Raw genomic sequence first — 12,133 nt, 5'->3', positions numbered from 1 at the left:
CGACGCGACGGCATCGGGCTCTTAGCCCGGCGCCCCGGCCATCGCCGCCAGTTCCCGCGCGAGCTGCCGGCGCAAGGCTTCCGGCGCCTTGAGGTCGGCACCCGGCCCCAGCCAGCGCACCAGCGGCAGAACCATCTCAGGGTTGATGCTCGGCAGGCGGACGGTCACCCGTCCGTCCGCTTCCCGCGTGAAAGCGGCATGGCGGAGATACCAGTCCCGCATCAACAGGCTCGCCTGCGCATCGGTGATGCTGATCGTCGATATTTCGCCTTCCTCCTCCCAGCGCCGCATGGCCCGCGACAGCCATTTCCGGCCGGTGTGATGGGTGACGGAGAACTCCGGATCGATACGGGCAGCCATGCCGCTCACCTCAATCTCCCGCACCCGGTCGGCCCGCAGGAATCGTTCCGCCGCCAGATCCACGTCCCAGCCGATCAGATACCAGCGATCGCGGTCGAACAGGATGCCGCGCGGCTCCAGATCATAGGCCCGCCGCCGCTCACGATAGGGGTTCTCGTGAACAAGCCGCACCCTGCGCCCGGCCAGCAGTCCTTGCATGAACCCATCGACCGCGCCTTGCATGTCGCCGGAGCCGAACATGTCCGGTTCGGGATGAAAGATATCCGGCGGCGGGCATTCGATGCCGACGATGCGTTCGCCTTGCGCGAACAGCTCCCGCGCAGCGCGGGGCAACGAGGCCAGCAGCTTGCCCTCCGCCGCATCCAGTTCCTGAAGCAGCGGTGTCGCCTTCAGGCCGCGCACCAGCGCCAGCGCCACCAGCAGCGCCGCGGTTTCCCCCCGGCTGAGGGCAATCGGCGGCTGAATATAGTCCTGCGCCAGCCGGTAGCCGCCCTCCGCGCCGCGCGCCGCCTCCACCGGAATGCCCAGGGCCAGCAGCCGATCGACATCGCGATAGATCGTGCGTAGCGATACACCGAATCGCTCGGCCAGTTCGCTCGCGGTGCGCAGGCGCCCTCCAGTCAAAAGCATCAAGATGGCAAGCGCCCGCTCGATCGGGTTCATCGTCCGCTCCTCCTCGCCCGCCGGCGGCCCATGGCCCGTCAGGGCGCCAGTCCGGCACCAGCCCCGCGCTCTCGCCGGAAAAGCGAACATACCATGATCAAACCTGACTCCCTGCTGTCAGGATTGATCCGCGAGCATGTGGAGGATGCCACTTGTCCACATCCGGAGACCGGGAACATGTCCTGCGCACAAACCGCCGCCGCTTCACAGCGCCGCCGCCGATCGGCACCCGTTCGGCTGATCCACGCCCTTGTCGCCTGGCTACGCCTGCAACGCAGGCTACACAAGACACGGCGCCTTCTCGACAGGCTCGACGCGCGCGCGTTGCAGGATATCGGCCTTTGCCGTCATGCGGACCGCTATGACATGTTGCACGCCCGGCCGGACCGTGACCCCAGGCTGCTACGGGCCTTGGGGCAGGCCTATGGCGCCTGGCCACGAGATGGGCGCTGATTCGCCCCTCCAATAAAAAATCGACCGGCCGCGCAATCAAGCGCGACCGGCCGGGAATTGTCTCTTGCCTTCAGAGAAGGACGGACGGGGTCAGGGCTCCTCGCGGTGGGCGTCGTACTGGCCGTGTTCGCGGAAGCGGTCCAGATAGGTCGGCAGGATCGCCGCCAGCGTGCGCGGTTCGATACCGAGCCCCTGAAGCGTACGGCCGTCCTCTGCCGCCACTTCATCGACCACATTGTCGATCTTCAGGAGCTCCACCTGATCGACGGTGAGCGGCGCCCCCGGCAGAAGCTGGAGCAAATAAGCCTGCAACCGCGCCACACCGAAGGGAATCGGCAAGAGCAGCCGCTTGCGACGAATCACCTGAAGCATCAGCTCCATGCAGGCGCGGAAGCTCTTCACTTCCGGGCCGCCGAGTTCGTAAATCGCGCCGGTCCTAGCCTCGCCCTCGACGGCACGGGCCACGGCCTCGGCAACATCGCCAACGAACACCGGCTGGAACTTGGTCTCCCCACCGATCAGCGGCAGCACCGGCGAGAGCCGCGCCATTGCCGCGAATCGGTTGAAGAAATCATCCTCGGGGCCAAAGAGAATGGAAGGGCGCAGAATCACCGCCTGCGGCTGGACCTCGAACATCCCGACTTCGCCCGCCGCCTTGGAGCGGCCATAGGCGGAGGGGCTTTCCGGGTCGGCGCCGATTGCCGAGATATGCACCACCCGGTCGATGCCCTCGGCACGGGCCGCCTCGGCGATCGCGCGCGGACCGAAGGCCTGCACCGCATCGAAGGACTGGGACCCTGCCTCATGCAGGATGCCCACCAGATTGACGACCGCATCCGCGCCAAGCACCGCCCGGTCGACGGACCAGCGATGGCGCAGGTTGGCCTGGACGGGCATGATCTGCCCGACGGCGCCAAGCGGCTGCACATGTTCGGCCAGATCGGGCCGGCGCACGGCGACGCGCACCCGATAGCCCCGACGCGCGAGCGCGCGCACCACATGGCGTCCAAGAAAGCCCGACCCGCCAAAAACGGTAACCAGTTTGCCATTGAGCGCGGTCATGCCTGTCGCTCCCCTGCCGCAGTGAATTTTTTTCCGCACGCATTATCGCGCGGGTTTCTGCAGGTCTCATAGCCCTTGCGCCGGCGTCTGTGAAGGGCAGTTGTGTATGAACTGCATTTGATCGCAAAAGGGCCGTTGACAAGCCCGCGAACGACCCTTAGAAGCGCTCTCAACGGCCCAGGTGGCGGAATTGGTAGACGCGCTAGCTTCAGGTGCTAGTGCTCGAAAGGGCGTGGAGGTTCGAGTCCTCTCCTGGGCACCAAATTCCGATTTCAGGTTTTCCAATTCGGCCTGAAATTCGACAAAAAGGTCCGGCTCTGCCGGGCCTTTTTTCGTTTCCGGGGTCCGGCGCGGTTTTCCGCTGCCCCGCTCCGCCCCCCCTTCCGCAAGTGATGGACGCATCCGGCAAAGGGCACTATCTAGGGGCCGGCCGAAGAAAGGATGCCCCATGACCATTCGCCTGCACCGCAAGGACCTTGCCGATCTCAGCGCCTACGAGGGCGTCGATGCCGTCGCCATCGATACGGAAACCCTCGGCCTGAAGCCGCATCGCGACCGGCTGTGCGTGGTGCAGCTTTCCCCTGGCGACGGAACGGCGGATGTAGTGCAGATCGAGCGCGGCCAGACCGAGGCACCGAATCTCGTCCGGCTGCTGTCCGATGCGTCGAAAACCAAGATATTCCACTTCGCCCGCTTCGATCTGGCCGTGCTGCAGCAATATCTCGGCGTGATGTGCACCCCGGTCTGGTGCACCAAGATCGCCTCCAAGCTGGTGCGGACCTACACCGACCGGCATGGGCTGAAGGACCTGACCCGCGAGTTGCTCGGCGTCGACCTGTCGAAGCAGCAGCAAAGCTCGGACTGGGCCGCCGAGACCCTGACGGAAGCGCAGCTCGCCTATGCCGCCTCGGACGTGCTTTACCTGCACCGGCTGAAGGCCCGGCTGGAAGAGCGGCTGGCACGCGAGGAACGCACGGACCTGGCGGCTGCCTGCTATGAGTTCCTGCCGACCCGCGCCCGGCTCGATCTCGCCGCCTGGGACGACACGGATATCTTCGCCCATTCCTGATCGGCACGCCCGGTGCGGGTCGACCGCTCCGGCGCCCCCGCGCCACGCAGACACGGGCCGCCGTCCGGGGTATACAGACAGGGGGCCGCGCCATGGGGGCGCGCCCGCACCAGCCTTGGTGACCATGGACCAGCACGCCTCATCGCTTCACGCGCCGGCACCCGGCCCTGCCCCCGACGCGGATCCCCGCCGGGCCGGTGAGATGGCGAGCGCCCAGCGGGCGGCGCGGCGCCACAGCCGGCGGGTGCGGCTGCTGCGGCTTCTCATCCCGGGGCTCGGCGGCCTTCTGCTTCTGGCCATCATCGGCGCGGTCGCCGTCAACAGCTACCTGTCCAGCCTGGGCTTCGGCCCCATCAGCCTGACCGCCGACGGTCTCGTCATGGACAATCCGGAATTGTCCGGTCACGATGGGGACCGCTCCTACCGGGTGTCGGCGGATCGGGCGATCCAGCGCATCAGTGATCCCCGGATGATCGACCTTGAACGGATCGTCGCCGACCTGCGCCTGTCCGCCGACCAACAGGTCTCCCTGCGCGCGGTACGTGGCACCTACAACAGCGGGGCGGAAACGCTCGATCTTGCCGATGGCATCGATGTGGAGACCAACACCGGCGAGAAGGCCCGCTTCGGTTCGTTGCGCGTCTTTCTGGACAGCGGCCGCATCGACACCGATGACGCCGCGACCTTCACCTCCTCTTTCGGCTCGCTGCGTGCAGCGCGGATGCGCTTCAATCAGAAGACGGGTACACTGACCTTTTCGGATGGCATCTCCATGACCGTCATTCCGCCCAATCAGGAGAGCAAACGATGATCCCCATCCAGCGCATGCGGGCCGCCCTCCGTGCCCTTGGCGTGATCGGCCTCATTGCCGCCGCCCCGGCCGCGAGCGCCCAGACCTTTTCCGATGCCTTCGCCGGCTTCGGCTCCAACGATCGCGAACCGATCCAGATCGAGGCCAAGGAACTGAAGGTTCAGGACAAGAGCCAGAGCGCGGTGTTCTCCGGCGATGTGGTGGTGACCCAGGGCGAGGCCACGCTGAAGACACAAAGGCTGATCGTTCATTACGACGGATCGGCCGCGGGCGGGGTCAACCAGCGCATTTCCCGGCTGGAGGCCAGCGGGCGCGTCTACATCGCCTCCAAGGACCAGACGGCGACCGGAGAGAACGCCACCTTCGACATGAACCGCCAACTGATGGTGATGACCGGTAAGGAAGTGGTGCTGTCCCAGGGACCCAACGTGGTGGTCGGCAACCGGCTGACGGTCAACCTCAAGACCGGGCAGGCCGATCTGGAGGCGCCGAAGAGCGGCCGGGTCAAGGTGCTGATCCAGCCGAAAAGCCTCAACGAGGGCGCACCAAGGAACTGACCCCTCGACAGGGCGGCCGGCGACACCTAAATCTGGCCGCAAGCTCGACTGATCCCTTTGGCCCCGAGACCGCTGGACCGACCCGTGAAACTGTTTTCCTTCCTGCATGGATCAAGGACCAATGGCGAGGCGGGCGCACCTGCACCGAACGGGGCAGCGGAGGCCCCGGAAGCGGAAGCCGGCCTTCTGGTCGTCGACGGCATCGGCAAGAGCTACAAGCGCCGCCAGGTGGTGCGCCACGTGGGCCTGCATGTGCGCCGGGGCGAGGCGGTCGGCCTGCTCGGGCCGAATGGCGCCGGCAAGACCACCTGTTTTTACATGATCACCGGGCTGATCCAGCCGGACCATGGCACCATTCGCCTTGATGGCTTCGACATCACGCGCCTGCCCATGTATCGGCGCGCGCGGCTCGGCATCGGCTACCTGCCACAGGAAGCCTCGATCTTTCGCGGCCTGTCGGTGGAAGACAACATCCGCGCCGTTCTGGAGGTGGTGGAGCCGGACAAGCGGCAGCGGGCGCAGGATCTGGAATCCCTGCTGGAGGAGTTCGGCGTCAGCCATCTGCGCAAATCGCCGGCCATCGCCCTGTCCGGCGGTGAACGCCGACGGGTGGAAATCGCCCGCGCGCTGGCCAGCCGGCCGGCCTTCATGCTGCTTGACGAACCGTTTGCCGGCATCGACCCGATCGCCGTCGGCGACATCCAGCATCTGGTGCGCCACCTCACCAAGCGCGGCATCGGCGTGCTGATCACCGACCACAACGTGCGCGAGACGCTCGGCCTGATCGACCGGGCCTATATCATCGCCGCCGGCGAGGTGCTGACCGAAGGCTCGCCCTACGATATCGTCGCCAACCCGGACGTGCGCCGTCTTTACCTTGGCGAACAGTTTACGCTTTGAAGCGGGCGTGGCGTTGAGGTAGAATGCAAGAAGCGGACCAAACGGAACCGACCGACGATCCGCCGCATTCTTCCGCCGAGCCTTTCCGGGAGCCTCATGGCCCTATCGCCAAAGCTTGAGATCCGCCAGGGACAATCCCTGGTTATGACGCCGCAGTTGATGCAAGCCATCAAGCTGCTGCAGATGTCGAGCCTTGACCTCACCAGCTATGTGGACGCGGAACTGGAGCGCAACCCGCTGCTGGAGGCCGTCGAGACGGACGGCCCCACCACCGACGAGCGCCCCGCGGAAGAGGCGTTCACCGCCTCGGGCAGCGACGATCGTCGCGACGCCGATCCGGGAGAGGGCGGCGAGGACGGCCGCGCAGGCTCTGCCGATGGCGACAGCGAGTGGCTGCACACCGAGCTGAACACCGGCGCCGAAGAGATCGCCGCGCGGCTCGACACCGACCTCGGCAATGTCTTCCCGGACGACCCGGGAACGAAACCCGCCGCCACCGCATCCGATCCGCGTCAGCCCGACCCTTGGCAGACGGGCCTTTCCGGGCGCGGCGCGGGCGCCGGGTCCGGCAGCGGGGAAGACTACAATCTGGAGGCGTTCGTTGCCTCCGACACCACGCTTGCCAGCCATCTCGGCGACCAGATGGTGTTGGCGCTGACCGATCCGGCGGACCGGATGATCGCCCAGCAACTGATCGACAGCCTGGATGAAGCGGGATATCTGCGCATCGACCTCGATGAGGCGGCGGAGCGGATGGGCATCGACCGGGCCCGGCTCGACCGGGTGCATGGCATGCTCAAGACCCTGGAGCCGACCGGGGTGTTCGCCACATCCCTTGGCGAATGCCTGGCGCTGCAACTGGCGGAGAAAAACCGCTACGATCCGGCCATGGCACGGCTGATCGACAACATCGAGTTGCTGGCGCGCCATGACTTCCCCGCGCTGAAATCCGCCTGCGGTGTCGATGACGAGGATCTGGCCGAGATGATCGGCGAGCTGAAGGCGCTCGATCCGAAGCCCGGCAGCTCCTTCGGCGACACGCTGATCCAGCCGGTGGTGCCCGATGTGATCGTCCGGCCGGCGCGCGACGGCGGCTGGCAGGTGGAGCTGAACAGCGACACCCTCCCCAAGGTGCTGGTCAATCAGACCTATTACGCGACGGTCGCCCAATCGGCCCGCAACGAAACCGAGAAGGCGTTTCTCACCGACTGCCTGCAGACCGCCAACTGGCTGACCAAGAGCCTCGACCAGCGGGCGCGCACCATCCTGAAGGTGGCCACGGAGATCGTCCGCCAGCAGGACGCCTTCCTCAGCCAGGGCGTCCAGCACCTGCGACCGCTCAACCTGCGTACCATCGCCGATGCGATTTCCATGCACGAATCCACGGTCAGCCGGGTGACGTCCAACAAATACATGGCGACACCGCGCGGCATCTTCGAGCTGAAATTCTTCTTTTCAGCGGCCATCCCCGCGTCTGGCGGCGGCGATGCCCATTCCGCCGAGGCGGTGCGTCACCGGATCCGTCAGTTGATCGATGCGGAAAAACCCGACGCGATCCTTTCCGATGATACAATTGTCAAGCTTCTGAACGGCGAAGGCATCGACATTGCCCGGCGGACAGTCGCTAAATATAGGGAATCCTTGAGGATTGCGTCATCCGTACAAAGACGACGGGAAAAGCGGGCACGAATGGGCTAAGCTGGCGATGATGCACTCCCCAAAGGCCTCAGCCCGAGGCAACAAGGATCCGGACCGGGAACGCCCCCGGGGGCAAGGGCTACAGGTGATCAATGACGTTTCTTGCGATTGCCCAGATGCTTGCGCTCCGTGGCCAAATGCCGCCGGAGACGGAAGGGCGAGTTCATTTGACTTCACGATGGCGGACGCTTATAGCACCGCCCTCAAAGCATGTCGGGCGCGACCGCGTGATCGCGGACGCCTGGCATTGGCAAAGACCGGGCGTGAGGCGAAAGCGCCCCTCCGGTTCGCAAGCCGCCGATGTACCGCGGCTGTGCCGATCGGCCATCCAGAAAAAGAAGAGGTTCCCATGACTCTGCGGGTATCCGGGAAGAACGTCGATGTGGGCGATGCCCTGAGGACGCATATCGAGGACCGGATCGAGGAAATCGTTTCGAAGTACTTCGATGGCGGCTACACCGGGCATGTCACCATCGGCCGCGAGGGCTCCGGTTTCCGGTCGGAATGCCTGCTGCATCTCGACACGGGAATCGACCTGCAGGTTTCGGCCGACAACGCCGATCCGCGCCAGTGCTTCGATGCCGCCGCCGAGCGTATCGACAAGCGCCTGCGGCGCTACAAGCGCAAGCTCAAGGACCATCACAATCACGGTGCCAATGGCCGCGAGGCGCTCGATGCAGCGTCCTACGTGCTGGCCCCCGTCGAGGACGAGGAAGAGGTCCCCGCCGACTTCACTCCGATCATCGTTGCCGAAACCGCCGCCAAGGTGAAGACCATGACCGTCGGCATGGCGGTGATGCAGCTTGACCTGGCCGAGGCCCCGCTGGTGGTGTTCCGCAACGCCGGCAGCGGTTCGGTGAATGTGGTGTATCGGCGCGCCGACGGGAACTTCGGCTGGATCGACCCCGAGCACGCAGCTCAATAATCCTTGAGCTTCCCGCCCTTTTCGGGCGGGAAGCCTTGCATTGCTCTTTAAACCCCAGACACAGGCCGCATCATGGATCTCAACGATCTCATCACGTCGAAGGCGATCGTTCCGAGCCTGAAAGCGAACAGCAAGAAGCAGGCCTTGCAGGAACTGGCGCTCAAGGCAGCGGCGGTGACCGGCCTGCCGGAGCGCGATATCTTCGATACGCTGTTGCAGCGTGAACGCCTGGGCTCCACGGGCGTGGGCAACGGCATCGCCATTCCCCACGGCAAACTCAATGCCCTGGACAAGCTCGTCGGCCTTTTCGCCCGGCTCGAAAAGCCGATCGACTTCGATGCGCTCGACGATCAGCCGGTCGACCTGATGTTCGTCCTGCTGGCTCCGGAAGGCGCCGGAGCGGATCACTTGAAGGCGCTGGCACGGATCGCCCGGCGCATGCGCGACCCCGGCACCGCCGCCAAGCTGCGCGCCACGACCGATTCCGACGCGCTTTACACCATTCTCACCCAAACCGCCGCGACCAACGCCGCCTGATCCCGCAACAGCGCCGATCAGACACGTAAACGCCGGGGCAGGCTCCCCGGCGGCGCGATGCCCATGCAAAAGGGCCATGGACGACCGTCAGGCTGTCCATGGCCCTTTTTCGCACTATCCTCTCCCGCCAGCACTCAATGCAGCCAGACGGTCTGCAAACGCTGCTCCGCCGCATTGGCCAGAACGGCCTCGCGGCTGTCGGCCAGCATGATCGGCGTGCCATCGGCATTGAGCAGGACCCACAGATGCAAGCCGCTCTCCAGCTTCGGCACCTCGGGAAACAGCGTCAGGAGATCATCGGAAGTCATGGACCGGACATAGGCGATCTGTCCGGAGCCGAGCGCCTGCAAGGCCTCGTTTTCCATCACCATGGGCTGTGTGTCGCGCATCGTCATCGCAGTACTCCTTACCACTTGCTCCCTTTCGGCCGATACGCAGCCGATAGGGATCGCCGCCCCCTTTCCGGCGAGCGGCTGGCAGATGTGTTGAACAGCGTTTGAAAAGGCGGAACGGTTCCTCGCGCCATGCGCGATGCGTCCATTCCGTGCCCTGCGCGGACTGTCTAGTCCCTTGCCTCGATTTCGATCCGGCGCACCACGCGCTCCGGTTCGGGGCGGACCAGATCGATCGACAGGAGGCCGTCCTTCAATTCCGCCCCGAGGATCTCGATCCCCTCGGCCAGAACGAAGGCCCGCTGGAACTGGCGGGCGGCGATCCCACGATGCAGGAACTGGCGCGTCTTGTCGTCTTCCTGACGCCCGCGAATCACCAACTGGCTTTCCTCGACGCTGACGTCGAGCTGATCGCGGGTGAACCCGGCCACCGCCAAGGTGATCCGGATGATATCGCCATGGGTTTCGGTCTTCGGCATGCGCTCGATATTGTACGGCGGATAACCGTCATTGGCTGCCTTGCTGACCCGGTCCAGAACCCGCTCGATATCCTCAAAGCCAAGGAGAAGCGGACTGGAGAACGTCGACATTCGCGTCATATGTCAAAGCCCTTTTCAAAAGCGGCCTTTCAACCGGGAAGCGCCAATCTCACGTTTTCGCCGCCTTGGCCAAAACCTGATCGCACGCTCCCAACGGCCCGGACCCATCATGGCATCCGGGGGAGGGCATCATGCCCTGTCGCGTTCTTATATGGCGACTTGCCGACTCAGATTCAAGAAAAGGCCACCGCGACGGCAGCCTCGGCCCATCTCCGTTCAATCCATTTTTCAGGAAGAGCGGATAAAAACGGCGCCGCATTGCATCCGATGCCGCCCCTCACCGGCGGCCCATCCATCCGGCAGCACAGTGCGGGCGTCCGCAAGGCCGGCCACCACACAGGCAGATCATGTCCCACGCCTCCTCCCCCGCCTCCCCGCCCCCTCACACCGCCATCACACCGGATGCCTGGCCAGTCTGGAGCATTCGCATCGCCAGCCTGCTTTTTCCTGGCGCGCTCATCGCCGCTGTGCTGCTGCAGCCCTATGCCGACCCGAAACTGATGTTCCTCGACGCGCTGGCGGCGGCCGAATTCGCCCCCGCCTGCTGCCGCCCCTATTTTGGCTTCGTGTCGATGCTGGGCATCATGCTGTGGGTGATCACCGCCGCCGTCTGCCTGTTCAGCGCGCTGATCCTATTGTGCACTGGCGCCCGGCGGGGAACGACCCTGTTCGCGCTGTTCGCCGGCCTGTTCACCGGCTGGCTGGCGCTTGATGACGCCTTCCTGCTGCATGAGGTGATCCTGCCGGAGTTCGGCATTCCGCAAAATGTGGTGCTGGCCACCATCGCCCTGTTCGCAATGGGCTATGCACTGGTCGCCTGGCGCCGGGTTATGGCCTCCGATCCGCTGCTGTTTCTTACTGCGGGCGCAGCCCTTGCCACCAGCATGGCCGTCGACACCATTTTTCACAGCCTGGATGCGCACCTGGTCTACCTGGAGGATGGCGCCAAGTTCATCGGCATCTTCTGCTGGACGACGTTTCACGTCAGCACGATGGCGCGCATTTTGCTCGCCGGCGAGACGCGCGGCGCGCCAGAGCGCTGAACCCCGACCGAAAGCGGCGCGCGATACTGGGCCCGCGCGTCGCGAGCCACATTGGATCGCGCAATGCACCGCCGCGAACGCGGCATGCCATTATTTCAAGCTTGGGGGGAGACCTCACCGGAGCGGTGAGAGAGGACTGGTGGAGCTAAGCGGAATCGAACCGCTGACCTCTTGAATGCCATTCAAGCGCTCTCCCAACTGAGCTATAGCCCCTTAAAACCAGTCGTTCATGCAAGCCGTCAGATGCCCCTATTGGGATGCCGGAGGGCTTGTCATTCGGCAGCGGCGTTTGGGTTCGCCCTGTCGATGGAGGCGGAAAATACGTCTTCCGCCGGTCAAGTCAAGAGGAATAATCCATCTTGTTTCGCTTCGCCCGATTTACTCCACAAGCCCTGTGGACAATCGAGCAGGGCCGCCCGCCGGTATCCCGATCGCGGGACGCCGGCGGGCGCGTTATTCGCTAGCGGTCCGTGTCCTCGTCGTCGCGCTCGACCACGATCCCCGGAACGTCCTCGTCGTCGTCCTCATCATCGATGAAAACGTCGTCATCGGCCGCATTGTCGGCAATCTCGTCGTCATCGTCGCCGTCGAGGGTGACGGCCGAATCGCCTTCCGCCTCGGCATCCGCTTCCTCGAGGCTGACCAGCTCGGCGCCATCCTCCTCGGTCTCCAGATCCTCGTCCTCCTCCGTCGCCGCGGCCTTGGATGCCTTCGCCGGACGCACGGACTGCGCGAGCTGGAACACCGCGCCGCACTTCGGACAGGTAATGGGGTTGCGGTTCAAGTCGTAATATTTCGCGCCGCAACCGCCGCACAGCCGCTTGGTGCCTAATTCGGGTTTTGCCACGGTGATAACCCTTGTTTTTCTGACAATCGGGCGTTCGCATAAATGCTGTCCCGCCTCCTGTCAAAGCCTAATGCCCCCCGCGTCGTCAAACCCTTTTTCCACGAACGGCAAAGGCGCAACGAATCGCGCCGGCACCCACGACCGCTGGGCCGGTGACGAATGGCTTTCGGCATGATAGGAGATGCGGTCTTCGTCTCTAAAGGAAACACTGGATCCC

At 64.7% G+C, this 12,133-nt stretch carries 14 protein-coding genes and 2 tRNA genes; 10 read left to right on the top strand and 6 right to left on the bottom strand.

Annotated elements, in window-relative coordinates; all coding sequences use genetic code 11:
- Positions 1-21: 21 nt before the first annotated feature.
- A complete protein-coding gene (locus IEV83_RS16385) occupies positions 22-1,023 on the bottom strand; it encodes a helix-turn-helix transcriptional regulator (RefSeq protein ID WP_181761666.1) in 1,002 nt (333 codons plus the stop codon).
- 93 nt (positions 1,024-1,116) lie between these two features.
- On the opposite strand from IEV83_RS16385, the gene IEV83_RS16380 reads away from it, so the two are divergent.
- Complete coding sequence (locus tag IEV83_RS16380; RefSeq protein WP_188478617.1) at positions 1,117-1,476, top strand: YjiS-like domain-containing protein; 360 nt, start codon at positions 1,117-1,119, stop codon at positions 1,474-1,476.
- A gap of 90 nt (positions 1,477-1,566) precedes the next feature.
- Here IEV83_RS16380 and IEV83_RS16375 read toward each other — a convergent pair whose 3' ends face one another.
- Positions 1,567-2,538 carry a complex I NDUFA9 subunit family protein gene (locus IEV83_RS16375; RefSeq protein ID WP_181761664.1) on the bottom strand — a complete coding sequence of 324 codons (972 nt, stop codon included), beginning with the start codon at positions 2,536-2,538 and terminating at the stop codon, positions 1,567-1,569.
- Positions 2,539-2,713: 175 nt separating this feature from the next.
- Here IEV83_RS16375 and IEV83_RS16370 point away from each other — a divergent pair.
- From IEV83_RS16370 to ptsN, 8 genes are all read left to right on the top strand, one after another.
- Positions 2,714-2,800 (top strand) — tRNA-Leu (locus tag IEV83_RS16370).
- A gap of 186 nt (positions 2,801-2,986) precedes the next feature.
- Positions 2,987-3,607 (top strand): ribonuclease D, encoded by a 621-nt coding sequence (locus IEV83_RS16365; protein ID WP_181761663.1) that lies wholly within the window; start codon positions 2,987-2,989, stop codon positions 3,605-3,607.
- 202 nt (positions 3,608-3,809) lie between these two features.
- On the top strand, positions 3,810-4,418 hold the full coding sequence (lptC, locus tag IEV83_RS16360; protein WP_181761662.1) for an LPS export ABC transporter periplasmic protein LptC: 609 nt from the start codon (positions 3,810-3,812) through the stop codon (positions 4,416-4,418).
- On the top strand, positions 4,415-4,975 hold the full coding sequence (gene lptA / locus IEV83_RS16355; RefSeq protein ID WP_209003209.1) for a lipopolysaccharide transport periplasmic protein LptA: 561 nt from the start codon (positions 4,415-4,417) through the stop codon (positions 4,973-4,975). The genes lptC and lptA overlap by 4 nt, the downstream gene beginning before the upstream one ends.
- A gap of 84 nt (positions 4,976-5,059) precedes the next feature.
- A complete protein-coding gene (gene lptB, locus IEV83_RS16350; RefSeq protein ID WP_209003208.1) occupies positions 5,060-5,875 on the top strand; it encodes an LPS export ABC transporter ATP-binding protein in 816 nt (271 codons plus the stop codon).
- A gap of 96 nt (positions 5,876-5,971) precedes the next feature.
- A complete protein-coding gene (gene rpoN / locus IEV83_RS16345; RefSeq protein ID WP_181761661.1) occupies positions 5,972-7,573 on the top strand; it encodes an RNA polymerase factor sigma-54 in 1,602 nt (533 codons plus the stop codon).
- 349 nt (positions 7,574-7,922) lie between these two features.
- Entirely contained in the window at positions 7,923-8,498 is a 576-nt protein-coding gene (hpf, locus tag IEV83_RS16340) for a ribosome hibernation-promoting factor, HPF/YfiA family (RefSeq protein WP_181761660.1), read from the top strand.
- 72 nt (positions 8,499-8,570) lie between these two features.
- Complete coding sequence (ptsN, locus tag IEV83_RS16335; RefSeq protein ID WP_181761659.1) at positions 8,571-9,035, top strand: PTS IIA-like nitrogen regulatory protein PtsN; 465 nt, start codon at positions 8,571-8,573, stop codon at positions 9,033-9,035.
- Between the two features lie 134 nt (positions 9,036-9,169).
- On the opposite strand, the gene IEV83_RS16330 is transcribed toward ptsN, so the two are convergent.
- A complete protein-coding gene (locus IEV83_RS16330; protein WP_181761658.1) occupies positions 9,170-9,430 on the bottom strand; it encodes a BQ00720 family protein in 261 nt (86 codons plus the stop codon).
- Between the two features lie 167 nt (positions 9,431-9,597).
- Entirely contained in the window at positions 9,598-10,026 is a 429-nt protein-coding gene (locus tag IEV83_RS16325) for an Hsp20 family protein (RefSeq protein ID WP_181761657.1), read from the bottom strand.
- Between the two features lie 347 nt (positions 10,027-10,373).
- On the opposite strand from IEV83_RS16325, the gene IEV83_RS16320 reads away from it, so the two are divergent.
- Positions 10,374-11,069 (top strand): DUF8692 domain-containing protein, encoded by a 696-nt coding sequence (locus tag IEV83_RS16320; protein ID WP_181761656.1) that lies wholly within the window; start codon positions 10,374-10,376, stop codon positions 11,067-11,069.
- A 137-nt stretch (positions 11,070-11,206) separates the two neighbouring features.
- Here IEV83_RS16320 and IEV83_RS16315 read toward each other — a convergent pair.
- Both IEV83_RS16315 and IEV83_RS16310 read right to left on the bottom strand, forming a co-directional pair.
- Positions 11,207-11,282: transfer RNA gene (locus IEV83_RS16315), tRNA-Ala, on the bottom strand.
- Positions 11,283-11,529: 247 nt separating this feature from the next.
- Positions 11,530-11,916 (bottom strand): TIGR02300 family protein, encoded by a 387-nt coding sequence (locus IEV83_RS16310; RefSeq protein ID WP_181761655.1) that lies wholly within the window; start codon positions 11,914-11,916, stop codon positions 11,530-11,532.
- Between the last annotated feature and the right edge of the window lie 217 nt (positions 11,917-12,133).

The sequence above is a fragment of the Stappia taiwanensis genome (genome assembly GCF_014635285.1).
Lineage (GTDB): Bacteria > Pseudomonadota > Alphaproteobacteria > Rhizobiales > Stappiaceae > Stappia > Stappia taiwanensis.
Note: the sequence above shows the minus strand (reverse complement) of the source record. Positions and strands in the feature narration are given on the sequence as shown.

Bases quoted from the DNA above. Each gene is read 5' to 3' on its own strand.
- IEV83_RS16385 (WP_181761666.1), bottom strand. From the start codon at position 1,023: ATGAACCCGATCGAGCGGGCGCTTGCCATCTTGATGCTTTTGACTGGA.
- IEV83_RS16380 (WP_188478617.1), top strand. From the start codon at position 1,117: ATGATCAAACCTGACTCCCTGCTGTCAGGATTGATCCGCGAGCATGTG.
- IEV83_RS16375 (WP_181761664.1), bottom strand. From the start codon at position 2,538: ATGACCGCGCTCAATGGCAAACTGGTTACCGTTTTTGGCGGGTCGGGC.
- IEV83_RS16365 (WP_181761663.1), top strand. From the start codon at position 2,987: ATGACCATTCGCCTGCACCGCAAGGACCTTGCCGATCTCAGCGCCTAC.
- lptC (WP_181761662.1), top strand. From the start codon at position 3,810: ATGGCGAGCGCCCAGCGGGCGGCGCGGCGCCACAGCCGGCGGGTGCGG.
- lptA (WP_209003209.1), top strand. From the start codon at position 4,415: ATGATCCCCATCCAGCGCATGCGGGCCGCCCTCCGTGCCCTTGGCGTG.
- rpoN (WP_181761661.1), top strand. From the start codon at position 5,972: ATGGCCCTATCGCCAAAGCTTGAGATCCGCCAGGGACAATCCCTGGTT.
- hpf (WP_181761660.1), top strand. From the start codon at position 7,923: ATGACTCTGCGGGTATCCGGGAAGAACGTCGATGTGGGCGATGCCCTG.
- ptsN (WP_181761659.1), top strand. From the start codon at position 8,571: ATGGATCTCAACGATCTCATCACGTCGAAGGCGATCGTTCCGAGCCTG.
- IEV83_RS16330 (WP_181761658.1), bottom strand. From the start codon at position 9,430: ATGACGATGCGCGACACACAGCCCATGGTGATGGAAAACGAGGCCTTG.
- IEV83_RS16325 (WP_181761657.1), bottom strand. From the start codon at position 10,026: ATGACGCGAATGTCGACGTTCTCCAGTCCGCTTCTCCTTGGCTTTGAG.
- IEV83_RS16320 (WP_181761656.1), top strand. From the start codon at position 10,374: ATGTCCCACGCCTCCTCCCCCGCCTCCCCGCCCCCTCACACCGCCATC.